Origin of the sequence: Pseudomonas simiae (genome assembly GCF_900111895.1) — a bacterium.
Lineage (GTDB): Bacteria > Pseudomonadota > Gammaproteobacteria > Pseudomonadales > Pseudomonadaceae > Aquipseudomonas > Aquipseudomonas simiae.
Genome location: NZ_FOKB01000001.1, coordinates 307459 through 322046, shown reverse-complemented (window position 1 = coordinate 322046; position 14588 = coordinate 307459). Strand labels below are relative to the sequence as shown.

11 protein-coding genes and 1 riboswitch are annotated in these 14588 nt (G+C 58.8%); of the genes, 6 read left to right on the top strand and 5 right to left on the bottom strand.

Translation table 11 applies throughout. From position 1 onward, the window contains the following. Positions 1-39: 39 nt before the first annotated feature. Positions 40-290: riboswitch (cobalamin riboswitch) on the bottom strand. 97 nt (positions 291-387) lie between these two features. From BMZ57_RS01455 to hda, 3 genes are all read right to left on the bottom strand, one after another. Further along, complete coding sequence (locus tag BMZ57_RS01455) at positions 388-927, bottom strand: C40 family peptidase (RefSeq protein WP_010208673.1); 540 nt, start codon at positions 925-927, stop codon at positions 388-390. A gap of 144 nt (positions 928-1071) precedes the next feature. Next, positions 1072-1701 (bottom strand): C40 family peptidase, encoded by a 630-nt coding sequence (locus BMZ57_RS01450; RefSeq protein ID WP_069673215.1) that lies wholly within the window; start codon positions 1699-1701, stop codon positions 1072-1074. Between the two features lie 213 nt (positions 1702-1914). Then, positions 1915-2619: a DnaA regulatory inactivator Hda gene (gene hda / locus BMZ57_RS01445; protein ID WP_010208669.1), complete on the bottom strand. Its 705-nt coding sequence runs from the start codon at positions 2617-2619 to the stop codon at positions 1915-1917. A 147-nt stretch (positions 2620-2766) separates the two neighbouring features. On the opposite strand from hda, the gene BMZ57_RS01440 reads away from it, so the two are divergent. The 4 genes from BMZ57_RS01440 to BMZ57_RS01425 are packed head-to-tail and all read left to right on the top strand — an operon-like array spanning position 2767 to position 10272. Continuing rightward, positions 2767-4002, top strand: a complete 1236-nt coding sequence (locus BMZ57_RS01440; protein ID WP_010208668.1) for a DegT/DnrJ/EryC1/StrS family aminotransferase — start codon at positions 2767-2769, stop codon at positions 4000-4002. After that, positions 3999-5144: an ATP-grasp domain-containing protein gene (locus tag BMZ57_RS01435; RefSeq protein WP_010208667.1), complete on the top strand. Its 1146-nt coding sequence runs from the start codon at positions 3999-4001 to the stop codon at positions 5142-5144. The genes BMZ57_RS01440 and BMZ57_RS01435 overlap by 4 nt, the downstream gene beginning before the upstream one ends. Next, positions 5141-5932 (top strand): class I SAM-dependent methyltransferase, encoded by a 792-nt coding sequence (locus BMZ57_RS01430; protein ID WP_010208665.1) that lies wholly within the window; start codon positions 5141-5143, stop codon positions 5930-5932. Before BMZ57_RS01435 ends, BMZ57_RS01430 begins: the two co-directional genes overlap by 4 nt. Before the next feature lie 2 nt (positions 5933-5934). Then, complete coding sequence (locus BMZ57_RS01425; protein ID WP_074900381.1) at positions 5935-10272, top strand: glycosyltransferase; 4338 nt, start codon at positions 5935-5937, stop codon at positions 10270-10272. Positions 10273-10377: 105 nt separating this feature from the next. On the opposite strand, the gene BMZ57_RS01420 is transcribed toward BMZ57_RS01425, so the two are convergent. After that, positions 10378-11451: an AI-2E family transporter gene (locus tag BMZ57_RS01420; protein ID WP_010208663.1), complete on the bottom strand. Its 1074-nt coding sequence runs from the start codon at positions 11449-11451 to the stop codon at positions 10378-10380. Between the two features lie 31 nt (positions 11452-11482). Continuing rightward, a complete protein-coding gene (locus tag BMZ57_RS01415) occupies positions 11483-12523 on the bottom strand; it encodes a DUF2066 domain-containing protein (protein ID WP_045791771.1) in 1041 nt (346 codons plus the stop codon). A gap of 354 nt (positions 12524-12877) precedes the next feature. Between BMZ57_RS01415 and purM the strand changes: the two genes are divergently transcribed. Together purM and purN are read left to right on the top strand one after the other, a co-directional pair. Next, positions 12878-13936, top strand: a complete 1059-nt coding sequence (gene purM / locus BMZ57_RS01410; protein WP_010208661.1) for a phosphoribosylformylglycinamidine cyclo-ligase — start codon at positions 12878-12880, stop codon at positions 13934-13936. Next, complete coding sequence (gene purN, locus BMZ57_RS01405; RefSeq protein ID WP_042571878.1) at positions 13936-14586, top strand: phosphoribosylglycinamide formyltransferase; 651 nt, start codon at positions 13936-13938, stop codon at positions 14584-14586. The genes purM and purN overlap by 1 nt, the downstream gene beginning before the upstream one ends. The last annotated feature ends 2 nt before the right edge of the window (positions 14587-14588 follow it).

Genomic DNA, 14588 nt, shown 5'->3' with positions numbered 1-14588 from the left:
AAAAAGAAAAAACAGACAGCCAAGCATCGCCCACCGTGATGCTGTTGGATGTTGCAGGCCGGTCTCCGGGCTCATGAGTGGCGCGCGTCTTATAGAAGCGCGTACCGACGCTGCGCCTTCCCATATCGCGAGCGATACAGTGGCAAAAGGCAGCGTCTTGACTCATTTACCGTTGCGGGGGCAGCGCCGGGATCGCGGCGTCACTGTGTACAAGTGCGCTCACTCACCGGCTTCCCTGTTTCACTCCGTCGACCCATGGGTCACAGAGCACCTGGAACAAGCGGCGAAGGGTAGTAGTTTGAGGGGCGAGCTGCAAGCTTCAAGCTGATCGCCGCAAGCAGGCATCGCACCGCTTGCAGCTTCACGCGTGAAACCTGCCGCTGCTTTCTAAGGATTACGCGCCAGATTGCCTGGCAACACGCGCTTGGCGCTCAGGTAGGCATTCTGCCAATACGCCTTGGACAAGGTGTCCAACTTCACCGTACCACCGGTTTGCGGTGCATGCACAAAACGGCCTTCACCGACGTAGATCCCGGCGTGGCTGACCTGTGAACCGCCGCCCGTGGCAAAGAACAACAGGTCGCCCGTCTGCAGATTCTGCTCGCTGACATCTTGCGCACGCATCACGATCAATTCGCGAGTGGTACGCGGCAGGGAGATGCCGGCAGCGTCGCGGAAGACAAAACCGATCAGGCCACTGCAATCAAACCCGGAGTCCGGTGTGTTGCCGCCCCACCGATAAGGCGTGCCGACCAGGCCTAGGGCACGGAAGAGGACGTCTTCGGCCGCAGGCGAGAAATTCTGGCTGGAATAGTTGAACACCGGCTTGGGCTTCACCGCTACAGGAGCAGGCGGCGGTGGACGACTTGCGCAGGCGCTGAGCAGCGCGGCGCAAAGAATGAGGATCAGGCGGGCCGAGGTCGACATGGGCAGAACAATCCTGGTCTGGATGCGGCTTTCGCTGCCGAACGCTGAAAACCAGAACGCGCAAGCAAAGCTCGCGCGAACGGATTACAACAATGTCCAGGGATTCTAGCGCTTACACGTCAAACTTCAAGTATCACTTTAAGTTTACTTGCTAGCGGTAACTGTCGTCGGGGCCATGGCGAGTGCGCGCTTGGCTTCGATGAAGGTTTTGCTCCAGTAGCTGTCGCCCAGGTTGTCGACTCGAACACCGCCACTGCGACGGCTGCTGGAGTGGATAAACTGGTTGTCGCCCAAGTAGATACCGGCATGACTCACACGACCACGCCCTGCCGTACTGAAGAAAAGCAGATCACCGGGCTTGAGGTTGTTGCGCGCGACCAACGGTGCATCCACGTTGATCATTTCACGGGTGGAGCGTGGCAGGTTCATGCCCGCTTCTTCACGAAACAGATAGCCGATGAAACCGCTGCAGTCGAAGCCGGCTTCAGAAGTGCCGCCGAAACGGTAACGGGTACCGATCAGGGACATGCCGCGTTCGAGGATGCTGTCGGCCAGAACGGGAAGCTGGTAAGGCTTACTACCGGAGAAGTTGGTCAGCTCTTTTTCAGTTGCCAGCTCTTCTTCATAAACAGAAGCAGACTGTTCAGCAACGAATTTTGCCTGATTTTGAACCTGTGGTTTTTGCTGTTCTGCCACCTGTTGAGGGTGGGAGGCGCAACCAAACAACAGGGTAACGAGTGCGAGGGGCACGAGGGGTGCGAAGCGATTTAGCATGGGCACGACCGTGGCTGATATGTAAAGAAGACGAGACTATGCCCTCTATCACATCGATTTGCAAATTCAATCGTGATCTATGTGACTTCTTGTTTGGACCATGACATCTAAGCCCTTAACACCCCGTACCTGCCTTTTGCGTGGCCACATCGGCTCAAACGCAGGTTTTCTGGCGCCTGGAATTTGCCGAACGCGGCAAGAACAAAGGACTGCCTACCAGCCGAGGGTTTCTTTCAAGAAGGGAATGGTCAGCTTGCGCTGGGCCTGCAAGGAGGCCTGGTCGAGCTGTTCGAGCAAATCGAACAATGCGCTCATGCTGCGTGTGCCGCGAGTGAGAATAAAATGCCCCACTTCATCGGTGAGGTGCAGGCCACGACGGGAAGCACGCAGTTGCAAGGCACGCAATTTGTCTTCGTCGGAGAGCGGGCGCATCTGGAAGATCAGCGCCAAGGTCATCCGCGACTTGAGGTCGGCCAGCTTGATCGGCAATTCCCGTGGCGAGGTAGACGCGGCAATCAGCAGGCGCCGACCACTGTCACGCAAACGGTTGAACAAGTGAAAGAGCGCCTCTTCCCATTCCGCCTTGCCGGCGATCGCTTGCAGATCGTCCAGGCACACCAGCTCGTACTGCTCAAGATGGTCGAAAATGCCGATACCGCGATCCATCAACTCAGCCAGGGGCAGGTAAACCGCCGGCTCGCCCATTTGCTCGAAACGCAGGCACGCGGCCTGCAACAGGTGGGTACGCCCTACGCCGTGCTTGCCCCACAAATAGATCAGGCTTTCGGTCCACCCGGCGTCGGCTTCGCAGAGCCGCTCGACATAGCCGAGTGCAGCGGCATTGGCGCCTGGGTAGTAGTTGATAAAGGTGGCGTCGTCACGCAGACGCACACCCAAGGGCAGCTGAATCGGTTTCATGCTGACTGAACGGCTCCAAACGAACCGTTAGTGGCCTCTGTGTAAAGTTTGCAAAGTTTATACCCGTGACGCCGGGCGCACAATGCAACAGACCCCAAGCAAAATCAAAGGTTTGCGTTAACTTGTTGGTTTTATGCAAATTGTTCGATGCCGCAGAACCGCGAACCCACCAAGCCGACCCTTTACCAAATTGGTATGTTTCCTGCTTCGCCTCGTCATATTGCCAAGAACGACATTTCATTGACGGTTGTGCGTACCATGAAAAACATCATCAAGCTGCTCGTTCCGGAAATGCCCAAAGTCGAGCAGATTCTTGCGTACTGGAAGCAAATCGATGAAAACCGCTGGTACACCAACTTCGGCCCGCTGGTCAATGAGCTAGAGGGCCGGCTATCGCGCTCTTTCAGTCGCGAGCCCGCGCAAGTCCATGTTGTGTCTATGGCGAATGGTACGTGTGCGCTGCAAATTGCATTGGAAGCCCTGAAGCTTCGCAAGAGCGGCCGCGTATTGGTACCCGGATTGACGTTCGTTGCCACGGCTACCGCAATCATCCGGGCCGGACTCACGCCGCTTATCAGCGACGTCGATCCTGACAATTGGTTGCTGACCCCCGCCATAGCACGCGCAGTGCTGGCCGAAGTGCCCTTCGATGCAGTGATGCCGGTGTCCACGTACGGTTGCGCTCAAGATGTCGCTGGCTGGGATCTTTTTAGTGCCGAAACCGGAATTCCGGTGGTCGTCGATGCCGCAGGCGCCTGGGGTAACCAGCAGATTGGACTGACGACCAAAGTCGCCTTCAGCCTGCACGCCACCAAATCCCTAGGGGGAGGTGAAGGTGGTTTCGTGGCTTCGCGCCACCACGCCTACGCCCAAAGCATGCGAGCATTAAGTAACTTCGGCATCGATGCACAGAGTGGAGGCCTGGTCTTCGAGGCCGGCGAGAACGGCAAGATGAGCGAATACCACGCCGCCGTCGCACTGGCCGCGATGGACAATTGGCCAACTGTCGCAGAAGCACGACGCAATTTGCATCAACGCTACGTAGAACGCCTAAATGAAAAAATCCCTGCACTGAAACTCCAGTCCAAGCCCGTCGATGGCGTGTACAGCCTGATGCCCGTAATGCTGCCCGCGGGGTTACGCGGTGTAGATATTCAGTTGCGCCTGCTGGGCAAAGACATCGAAACCCGGCGCTGGTACTGCCCTCCGCTGCATGGCCACCCCGCTTTCCAAGCCTATACGGCTGGCCCGCTGCCAGTGGTTGACCAATTAGCGGAGCGTTTGCTGGGATTGCCGTTTCATCTTTCACTCAGCGATCAATGCGTGGATAGAGTCATAGAATGCCTGGCCGAATTGCTCGCTGAACAACTGGCTGCGCGATGACGATGACACCCGCTGAAAAGCCTTTGGTGATCATATTCACCGGGGCCAACGAGCGCGCGGTCGGCGCTTTTTGTCGCTCCCTTCAGCGCGACCGCATCGACTTCGTCTTAATCACACGCAACACTCAAGATGCGCTATATCGCACACGCCTTCGCCGCTACCTGTTTGCACAACGCACTCAGGATGCCCTTGATGAAAATGAATTCAAGCGCCTACTGCTCGACATCAAGGCCAGCCACCCCACACGCCCGCTGACCATCGCCCCGAGCGCCGAGTCGATAAACCGTCTGCTGATGGGCATGCAAGACTGGTTATCCCTGGAAGGCATCCAGGGTATATCTGTCAGCCCGGCTATTTACCATCTGTTTTCCGATAAGGAAAAACTCTTGGCGGCGGCAAAAGTCGTCGGCCTGAAAATACCCGCGCAAATCGAGCAATTGTCTGAAGGCCAGTTGCCCTTTGTGCTCAAGCCCAGGGTCGAAAGCGGCCCCCATGGCCAGCGCCTTTACCCGCTGCTGGTGCGTAGTGCTGCCGAGTATGCTGAACATGCACGCCACTACGATGCCGCACGCTACCTCATTCAACGCTATATAGACGGACAAAGTTTTTACTATCTCTATTTCCGCAACGACGCGGGTGTCGTCGCGCTCTATCAACGCAACATCGCCCAGCAGGCGGCAGGCAAATCGATGGTTGCCGCCGAGCTGGTGCGCTGCCCCGATACAAATACCGACCAGCGCCTGCGGGCATTGCTTGAACAGCATCACTATTGCGGCTTCATCATGTTTGAGGTGATGGAAAGCGCCGGCCAACACTTCATCATCGAGGCAAACCCACGCCTTTGGGGGCCGATGCAACTGGCGCTTGAAAATGGCTTCCGCGCCAGCTGGTTGGTGCAAGATCGGCACCAGACGCCGCAAATGGCCGCGCAACAGCGTTTTCTAGGCGTCTGGCAACGGGACAAGTACCTCTGGCTCGGCGGCTTTGTCGGACAGCCACGCAGTGACATGCGCTTTTTCGCCGGCGCTCGCAGCTGGCTGCTCAAGGCCTGCTGTTGGCTGCCGCGCTATGACATCTGGTTCGCCACTGACAGCCTGAGGCTGTTCTTCTTCGAATTCCTTCGTTCAGGCAAACGCCAATGACCAAAGAACAACTACTGGCGCTGTATATGCACTCCGGGAAACACGCCTGTTACCAACCGCTGCCTGCTTTCGTGACAGAACGACTAGGCTTTGACGTACCGGTGAACCCGCGTTGGCGTGCCGACCACGGCCGCCTGGAATACCTGGAAGCGCACTTCGACTTCAGCGGCCAACGGCTGCTGGATGTCGGCGCCAATACCGGACTATTCAGCACCACCCTCGCTCATACTTACCCCAGCAGCCACTGCGTTGCCTGGGAGCTGGACGAGACCAGCGCCAACTTTATTCGCGCCTTGAGCGTCGAGTTCGATTTGAACAACGTCGAGGTCGTACAGCAAGCCCTCGACTACGCAGTCGCGCAGGCGATGCCGGGGCATTTCGATACGTTGTTGTTGTTCAACGTATTACATCATGCAGGAGTCGATTTCGATGCCGCGCTTGTGCCCGACAAACATGCCCTGCAAGGTTATATCCAGGGTTTTCTGAAGGCGCTTCGCCCGTCAGCCGACTGCCTCCTCTACCAGATGGGTTTCAATTGGGGTGGCGACACCGCGCAACCCGTGGCGGGTCGCAATGTACTGGCCGAAAAACTCGCTTACGTCGATGCAGCACTGAGAGGCACCGGCTGGGAGATCGAACACATCGGGTTGGTATTGGACCCGCACACACGGAAAATCGAGCTGTTCGATAGCCCCGGCGCCCTCGCTCAAGCTGAAACCTGTGATCGCCTCGGCCGTGAAGGCGGCCTCAGCGAGTTCTACCTTCGCCCCCTGTTCAAGTTGGTGTGAGCATGACCAATACCCTCCCGACCAGCCGCTTACCGCTGGTCAGCATTGCGATACCTGCCTATAACCCGCGGTTCTTCGAGGCCGCGCTGAGTAGCGCACTGAACCAGAGCTACGCGAATCTGGAGATAGTGATCACAGACGATTGTCGTGACGACGGCATCCGCCTGATCACCGAGCGTCTTGCTGCACAGACCGCAGTGCCGGTGCGCTACCTGCACAACGAACAGCAGTTGGGTGGCCAGCTCAACCTCAGTCGCTGCCTGGAAGAATCCCGGGGCGAATACATCAAGTTTCTCAATGACGACGATCTGTTGCTGCCCAATTGCGTCGAGCGCCTTGCCGCCGTGCTTGAGGCACGTAACGATATCTCGCTGGTCACTTCACGGCGCCGACTGATTGGAACCGAAGACGAGCCACTGCCTGACATCCTCCAGACGTGTGAAGTATTCGACAAAGACGCCTGCCTGCAGGGTGCAGACCTCATTTCGCTACTGTGCGACTGGCCTGTCAATTTCATTGGCGAACCTAGCACAGTGATGTTTCGTCGCGCCCAACTGATCGACAAAGCGCCACATATCTGCGCTTTGGGCGGCGTCGTTATTCGTGCCATTAACGACTTGGCCATGTTTGTGAACCTGCTGCAACACGGCCATCTCGCTTTCATACAGGAGCCCCTGTCACTCTTTCGCCGGCATGCCGAGCAACGCCAGAACCAGCCAGATATGCAGGATCTGTTCGATCAGGGCCTCGCCAATTTCACCCGCCAGATCCACGCACTGGGGCTCTACAACCCGCAGCCTTCATCGCAGGTGCGACGTGCCCCCTTGTCAGCCCCTGAGGCCTTTGAGCTGTTTCATGTACAGGGCGCCTACCTGGCTTGCGATTTCCAGCCACTCATTACCTCGCACAGTGCCGCCCCGCTTGTCGGCGAGTGCGAAGTACTTGTCGCCGAGCAGCCCGTTCTCGAAGACGGCGAGCCTCCCATTGGCGTGGTGATCCATGTGTATCTTCCAGGTGTGCTGCTAGACATTTTGCGCCGCCTGGTCCTGCTGCATGAACGCCTGCATCTATACGTAACGTGCGTAGCCGGCCTGGAAGACACCGTACACAGCCACCTCGCCGTCAGCGGTTTGAAATACTCGCTCTATCGGGTGCCCGATCACGGTAGGGATGCCCTGCCATTCCTCCACGTACTTGCGAACTTGCGTGCCGACAACATCACCACGCTGGTCAAGCTGCACACCAAACGCTCGGCCCATATGGGCACCGAGAGCTCCTGGGCACATGACCTTTTCGATGATTTGCTCAGCCCTGTGCGATTCCGGCAGTCGGTAGAATATCTTGCCGCCCCATCGCACCATCCACTGCTCGGCACAGAGCCTTACCGGGCGCAAGTCACTCAGGACCTTGAAGAAGAAGACCGTCAGCGCCTGCTGGCCCTGGCCGAACGCGCCGGGATTGATTCACAACGAATCGACGATGCGGATTTTTTTGCCGGCTCCATGTTCTTTGTACGCATTGAAGCGTTGGCCCCCTTGGAACGGATGAACCTCACCGGCAAAGATTTCGACACTGAACGCGGTCAGCTTACCGGCACGCTGGCACACGCTATCGAGCGCTTCTTCGGCGTGCTGGCGAATGCAGGCAAACACCAGCGCAATATCGACCAGTATCGGCGATGGCTGGATACCCGACAACTGTCTACCGCGGACTTCGAAGGCTTGCCAACACGGCTGGCTGGCTGGCCACAGCACACCGACGTATTGGTGGTGTTGACCGATACTACCGGTGATATTGCGCAGCTACGTGCCAGCCTGGAAAGCATCAACCGCCAACTCTACAAGGCGGCGGCCATCGTGGTGCTGTCAAACAGCGAGCCGGCCGGGATGACACCGGCCGATAACTTGGTCTGGCTACCGCTGGCGGAGTCCTGGCCCAGCCAGCTCAATGAGCTGCTTCAGGCCATCCAGGTCGACTGGTGCTACCTGCTACGGGGCGGCGACCGACTTGATCCCCACGCGTTGCTATTGCTTGCAGAGGGCATCGCCCTTAACCCGGGCATCAGCATGTGCTACACCGATGAAGATTCGCTGACCGCTACCGGTTACCAAGACCCGGTGTTCAAGCCTGACCTTAATCTGGACCTGCTGCGTAGTTATCCCTATGTTGGCCGAGCCTTGGCATTCAGTCGCGAGTCAGCGTTGAATCTCAATGGCTTCGACCCCGCCTTCGCCGAACTCGCGCCCCATGACCTGCTCTTTCGGCTGATAGAAACCCACGGGCTAGGCACCGTCGGACACCTCGCGGATGTGCTCGTGCACCAGCAGATCAACTTCGGCCAGTGGCTCGGCGAGCCTCAGGTCATTGCACACTCGGCAGCTATAGTCCAAGCGCACTTGCAACGTTTGGACGTGGCTCATGAAATGCGTACGGGGCCTTTGCCGATGGTCAATCGCGTAATTTACCAACACGCCGGGCAACCATTGGTGTCCATCGTGATCCCGACCAAGGACCAACTGCCGATGTTGATGCGCTGCATCGAAAGCGTGATGGAGAAAACCCGCTACACGAACTACGAACTGATCATCATCGACAACAATAGTGAAACGGCGCAGGCCCGTGAGTGGTTCACGGGCATGGAGCAGTTGAATAACGCCAAGGTACGCATACTGCGCTACCCGCATCCGTTCAACTATTCAGCCATCAATAACTACGCCGCCAGCCAAGCCCGTGGCGAATACCTGGTGCTCCTCAACAACGACACTGCGGTCATTGATGGCGACTGGCTCGGCGCCATGCTCCATCACGCCCAGCGGCCGGAAGTGGGGATAGTCGGCGCCAAGTTGTTGTTACTCGACGGGACTATTCAGCACGGGGGCGTGGTGCTCGGTTTGCACGGCGTAGCGGACCACCCCTTTGTCGGCGACCCCATACAGTCCAACGGCTACCTTCATCGCTTGCAAGTTGACCAGAACTACAGCGCGGTCACCGCTGCCTGCCTGATGATCCGTGCCGACCTGTACCACCAGGTGGGTGGAATGGACGAGACGAGCCTGGGGGTTTCATTCAACGACGTAGACCTCTGCCTGAAAGTGGGCCAAGCCGGGCAACTGATTGTCTGGACACCTTATGCATTGCTGATGCACGAAGCCAACGTCAGTCAGAACAAGGTCGACACGACCAGACTGGAAGCCAAACGCGAGCGCTTCAAACGCGAGCAATCGGTGATGTACCAGCGCTGGCTGCCGCAGCTCGCCAATGACCCGGCCTATAACCGCAACCTGACACTGGAAGGCCGCGGATTTGCCTATGAATGCCGTAGCGACGCGGGCTGGCATCCGTTCGCCAGCCATCAATTGCCTTACGCCCTTTGCTACCCCGGCGATTTTTTCGGCAGTGGGCACTACCGCGTGCGCCAACCTTTTGCTGCCCTGAAGGCAGCGGGGCTGATCGAGGGCGCGGTCAGCGACTGGCTACTACAACCTGTAGAAGTGGAGCGCCATGCGCCGGATACGATCATTTTCCAGCGGCAATTCACTACACCTCAGTTGGAGATTATCGAGAACACCAAAGCATTCTCCAAGGCGTTCAAGGTCTATGAACTGGATGACTATATTCTTGATGTCCCCACCGGCAACGCAAGTCGCCAGTTGTTTCCCAAAGACACCGCAAACCGTCTGAAACAAGCTATCGGCCTCTGCGACCGGCTGGTGGTGTCGACCCAGCCGCTCGCCGATGCGCTGGAACACTTCAATGCAGACATCCGCGTGATGGAAAACCGCCTGCCAGGCACATGGTGGAACGATCTGACCAGCCATCGCCAACAAGGCCGCAAGCCACGGGTCGGCTGGGCCGGTGGTTCAAGTCACGGCGGCGACCTGCGAGTTATCGCCGAAGTGGTTCGCGAGCTGGCGCAGGATGTGGAATGGGTATTCATGGGTATGTGCCCACCGGAACTACGCCCCTATGTCCACGAATTCCACCAAGGTGTGACAATCGAAAAGTACCCATCACGGCTGGCCGGTTTGAACCTGGATCTGGCCTTGGCGCCGCTGGAAGACAACTTTTTCAATGCCTGCAAAAGCAATTTGCGGTTACTGGAATATGGCGCCTGTGGTTTCCCGGTGATTTGCTCGGATATTCGTTGTTACAGCGGTGAGTTGCCGGTGACCCGGGTCAGAAACACGCCTAAAGACTGGATTGCCGCCATTCGCGAGCACCTTACCGAACGGGACGCCAGCGCTCGAGCCGGAGACGCGCTGCGTAGCGCGGTGCTCAAGAACTGGATACTCAAGGAAGAACACCTGGTGGCGTGGAGAAACGCCTGGCTGAAAACGTGAAAACTGCGGTCCGGCGACGTTCTTAACTACGACGGGGCTCAGAGCCACAGGCATAAAAAAATCGGAATCCTTAGCGGATTCCGATTTTTTCTTGTGATGACAAAGTTACAGATCCGGGTCTTCAACCCCTGTATACACATCCGAATCCTTGTACAAATCGTGCACATGGCGCACCAGCACCATGATCACTGCCGCCACCGGCAGCGCCAGCAAGATCCCCGTAAAGCCAAACAGCTCACCGCCCGCCAGGATCGCAAAGATCACTGCCACCGGGTGCAGGCCAATCCGATCGCCGACCAGCAGCGGCGTCAGGACCATGCCTTCCAGAGCCTGGCCGACCATGAACACGGCCACGATGCCCAACATTGGGTACAAGTCACCACCAAACTGGAACAGCCCGGCCACCAGTGCCGCGCCGATACCAATCACGAAGCCCATATAGGGCACGATCGCAGCCAGGCCGGCGATCAGGCCAATCAGCAGGCCCAATTCCAGGCCGATGGCCATCAAGCCAGCCGCATAGATGATCCCCAGGGCCAACATCACCAGCAATTGGCCACGCACGAAGGCGCCCAATACCTCGTGGCACTCTTCGGCGAGGGAGACGATGCGTTCCTCACGGTCACGCGGCAGCAGGCTGCGGATCTTGGCCATCATGAGGTCCCAGTCGCGCAGCAGGTAGAACGCGACCACCGGGATCAGTACCAGATTGGTCAGCCAACCGATCAGCGCCAGGCTGGACGCAGTGGCTTGGCTTAGTACAACGCCGACGATATCGGTGGTCTGCCCCATGTGCTCGCTGATCGCGGCCTTGACCTTGTCGAACTTCCAGAAGCCATCCGCCAATCCCAGCTTGGCCTGGGCCCATGGCATCGCCGTGTGCTGCAGCCAATCGAGCATCTGCGGCGCCAGCTCATAGAGTCGGAACAGCTGCTTGGCCAGCATCGGCACCAGTACCAGCACCAGCGCCGTGATGATCAGGGTAAACAGCGCGAACACCGCCACCACGCCCCAGGTACGCGACAGCCCGGCCTTCTCCAGACGATCCACCACCGGATCGAAGAGATAGGCCAGCAGCAACGCGACCAGGAACGGCGTCAGGATCGAATGCAGCAAGAATACAAAGACGCACAGCAGGACAATCCCGCCAAGCCACACCCAACGACGCGTATCCGCCATAAACCACTCCATCTATATAAAGAAGAAACTGCTACCAACGAAAACGCAATTGCGCCTGAGGCTCGGGTGCCATTGCCGGTTGCGCGCCATCCACTGCCGATTGCTGGACCGGCGCCTCACCCGCAGGAATCTCCTGCAACTTGGCCAGGCTCAACTGGGTGCGCAACTGATCGGCACTGCCGTTGACGCGGTACACGATGCGATTGCCATCCACTGACTGCGGCTGACCGCCAAAAGGCTCCAGCAGATGACCCAGTGCGGCATAACGCTCCAGGGTCATGCCCTGTACTTCCAGCAACTGTTCGGTGCTCACGCCGGGCTTGACCGCGAAGCGCGGCGCGAGCTTCTGGCTCACCGCCAGCATCACCGCATCGGCCACGGCGCCGGTGTCAGCCCCTTGAACCGTGCCCTGCTCGCTCTTCTCGCCCAGCCACAAGCGCCATTTGGCTTGCCATTGACTGCCTTCCTGGCGCGCATGCACGGCCAGCAAGGCATCGGCGCCGTAACGCTCGGAGGCGGTGCGCAGCGGCGTAGCGTCGGCACTTTCCAGGTTCGGCGCGGTAGCGACCACCTGCTCATCCAGGTCGCCCAGCGGCAGGCGCAACGGCAAGCCACGGTGTTGCGCAGCACGGCGCAACGCTTGGGCGACGGTCTGGCCATCGCCAACCAGGCTGCTGCCTTCGGTGGAGTCGTTCAGCCACCAGCCTAGAATCGACGGCCGATTGCTGCCCCAGATCGACAAGCCCGCTTCACGCAGGACGCGATCGGTGCTCACCGGGTCGAAATCCACTTGCAGGCTTTCCGGCGGGCCGGCGTCATAGCCGTACTGGCTGATGATTTGTTGCGGATCTTTACGAACGGCCGCCAGGCCCGGGCCGTCGGCGGCCTTGGCGTCGCCGGTCAGGCGGATCACCAGGGTCTGCACGGCGCGCTGGGTGGCCTGGTCGCGCTCCTGGGGCGACTGGCTGCTGACGGGTTCAAGTACTTGATAAAGGCCATTGAGGGTTTCGGCATGACTCGCCAGGCTGAGCAACGACAAGCAGCCTACAAAGAAGAATTTACACAGACGCATGGAAGATTCCCGAACGACAAATTTAGCGGCTGCAACAGACCGCGTGGATCCGGTTTGCCAAGGCTGTGACCATGGCGACCGGTAAAACATTCACGAGGACTCGGCAGTTTTTGTACTGTCATAACGATAGCGGGTTAAAGGCTATACCTTAATACACGCCAAAGCAGAGCCGATTAGCATTTTTTTAACCGGCTTTTTTGCCTATATGGCCCTGCCCGTCGGCCCGAGGATGGCCGCTGCCCCTCAAGCCTGATAAAATCGCGCGCCTTCGCAGACCGTCAACGGCTGGGCCTTTTACCAAAAGCGCCTGCCCGCTCGGTCGTTACCCCTGAATCCCCCCTAAAGGCCTGGATCATGAGCAAGCAACCCTCCCTGAGCTACAAGGACGCCGGTGTAGACATCGACGCCGGTGAAGCATTGGTCGAACGCATCAAGAGCGTCGCCAAGCGCACTGCGCGCCCCGAAGTCATGGGCGGCCTGGGCGGTTTTGGCGCCCTCTGCGAAATCCCGGCCGGCTACAAGCAGCCTGTACTGGTTTCCGGTACCGACGGCGTGGGCACCAAGCTGCGCCTGGCACTGAACCTGAACAAGCACGACACCATTGGCATCGACCTGGTTGCCATGTGCGTCAATGACCTGGTGGTGTGCGGCGCAGAACCCTTGTTCTTCCTGGACTACTACGCCACCGGCAAACTGAACGTGGACACCGCTGCACAAGTGGTTACCGGCATCGGCGCCGGCTGCGAACTGTCGGGTTGCTCCCTGGTCGGCGGCGAAACCGCTGAAATGCCAGGCATGTACGAAGGCGAAGACTACGACCTGGCCGGCTTCTGCGTCGGCGTCGTGGAAAAAGCCGAAATCATCGACGGCTCCAAGGTTGCCGCCGGTGACGCCCTGCTGGCCCTGCCCTCTTCCGGTCCGCACTCCAACGGTTACTCGCTGATCCGCAAGATCATCGAAGTGTCCGGCGCCGAGATCGAGAACACTCAGCTCGACGGTAAGCCGCTCACCGACCTGCTGATGGCCCCGACCCGCATCTACGTCAAGCCCTTGCTCAAGCTGATCAAGGACACTGGCGCGGTCAAAGCCATGGCCCACATCACCGGCGGCGGCCTGCTGGACAACATCCCGCGCGTCCTGCCAAAAGGCGCCCAGGCGATCGTCGACGTGGCCAGCTGGCAGCGTCCTGCGGTATTCGACTGGCTGCAAGAGAAAGGCAACGTCGACGAAACCGAAATGCACCGCGTACTGAACTGCGGCGTGGGCATGGTCATCTGCGTGGCTCAAGAGCACGTTGAAACCGCGCTGAATGTACTGCGTGAAGCCGGCGAGCAGCCTTGGGTCATCGGCCAGATCGCTACCGCCCCTGAAGGCGCGGCCCAGGTTGAACTGAAGAACCTCAAGGCTCACTGATGCCTCAGACCTGTGATGTCGTGGTGCTGCTTTCCGGCACCGGCAGTAACTTGCAGGCCTTGATCGACAGCACGCGCACCGGCGACAGCCCGGTGCGCATCGCTGCGGTGATCTCCAACCGCAGCGACGCCTACGGCCTGCAACGCGCCAGGGACGCGGGTATCGACACCCGCGCCTTGGATCACAAGGCTTTCGAAGGCCGCGAGGCCTTCGACAGCGCCTTGATCGAACTGATCGACGCCTTCAACCCCAAACTCGTGGTACTTGCCGGCTTCATGCGCATCCTCAGCGCTGATTTCGTGCGGCATTACGAAGGGCGCCTGCTCAATATCCACCCGTCCCTGCTGCCCAAATACAAGGGCATGCACACGCACCAGCGTGCGCTCGACGCCGGCGACAGCGAGCACGGCTGCAGCGTGCACTTTGTCACCGAGGAACTCGATGGCGGGCCTCTGGTCGTACAGGCAGTGGTTCCGGTAGAGTCTGACGACTCGGCGCAGACACTTGCGCAACGGGTTCATACCCAGGAACACAGGATTTACCCGCTGGCCGTTCGCTGGTTTGCCGAGGGACGGTTGATTCTTGGTGACCAGGGTGCATTATTGGACGGTCAGTTACTCGCGGCCAGCGGCCACTTGATTCGAACCTAGGA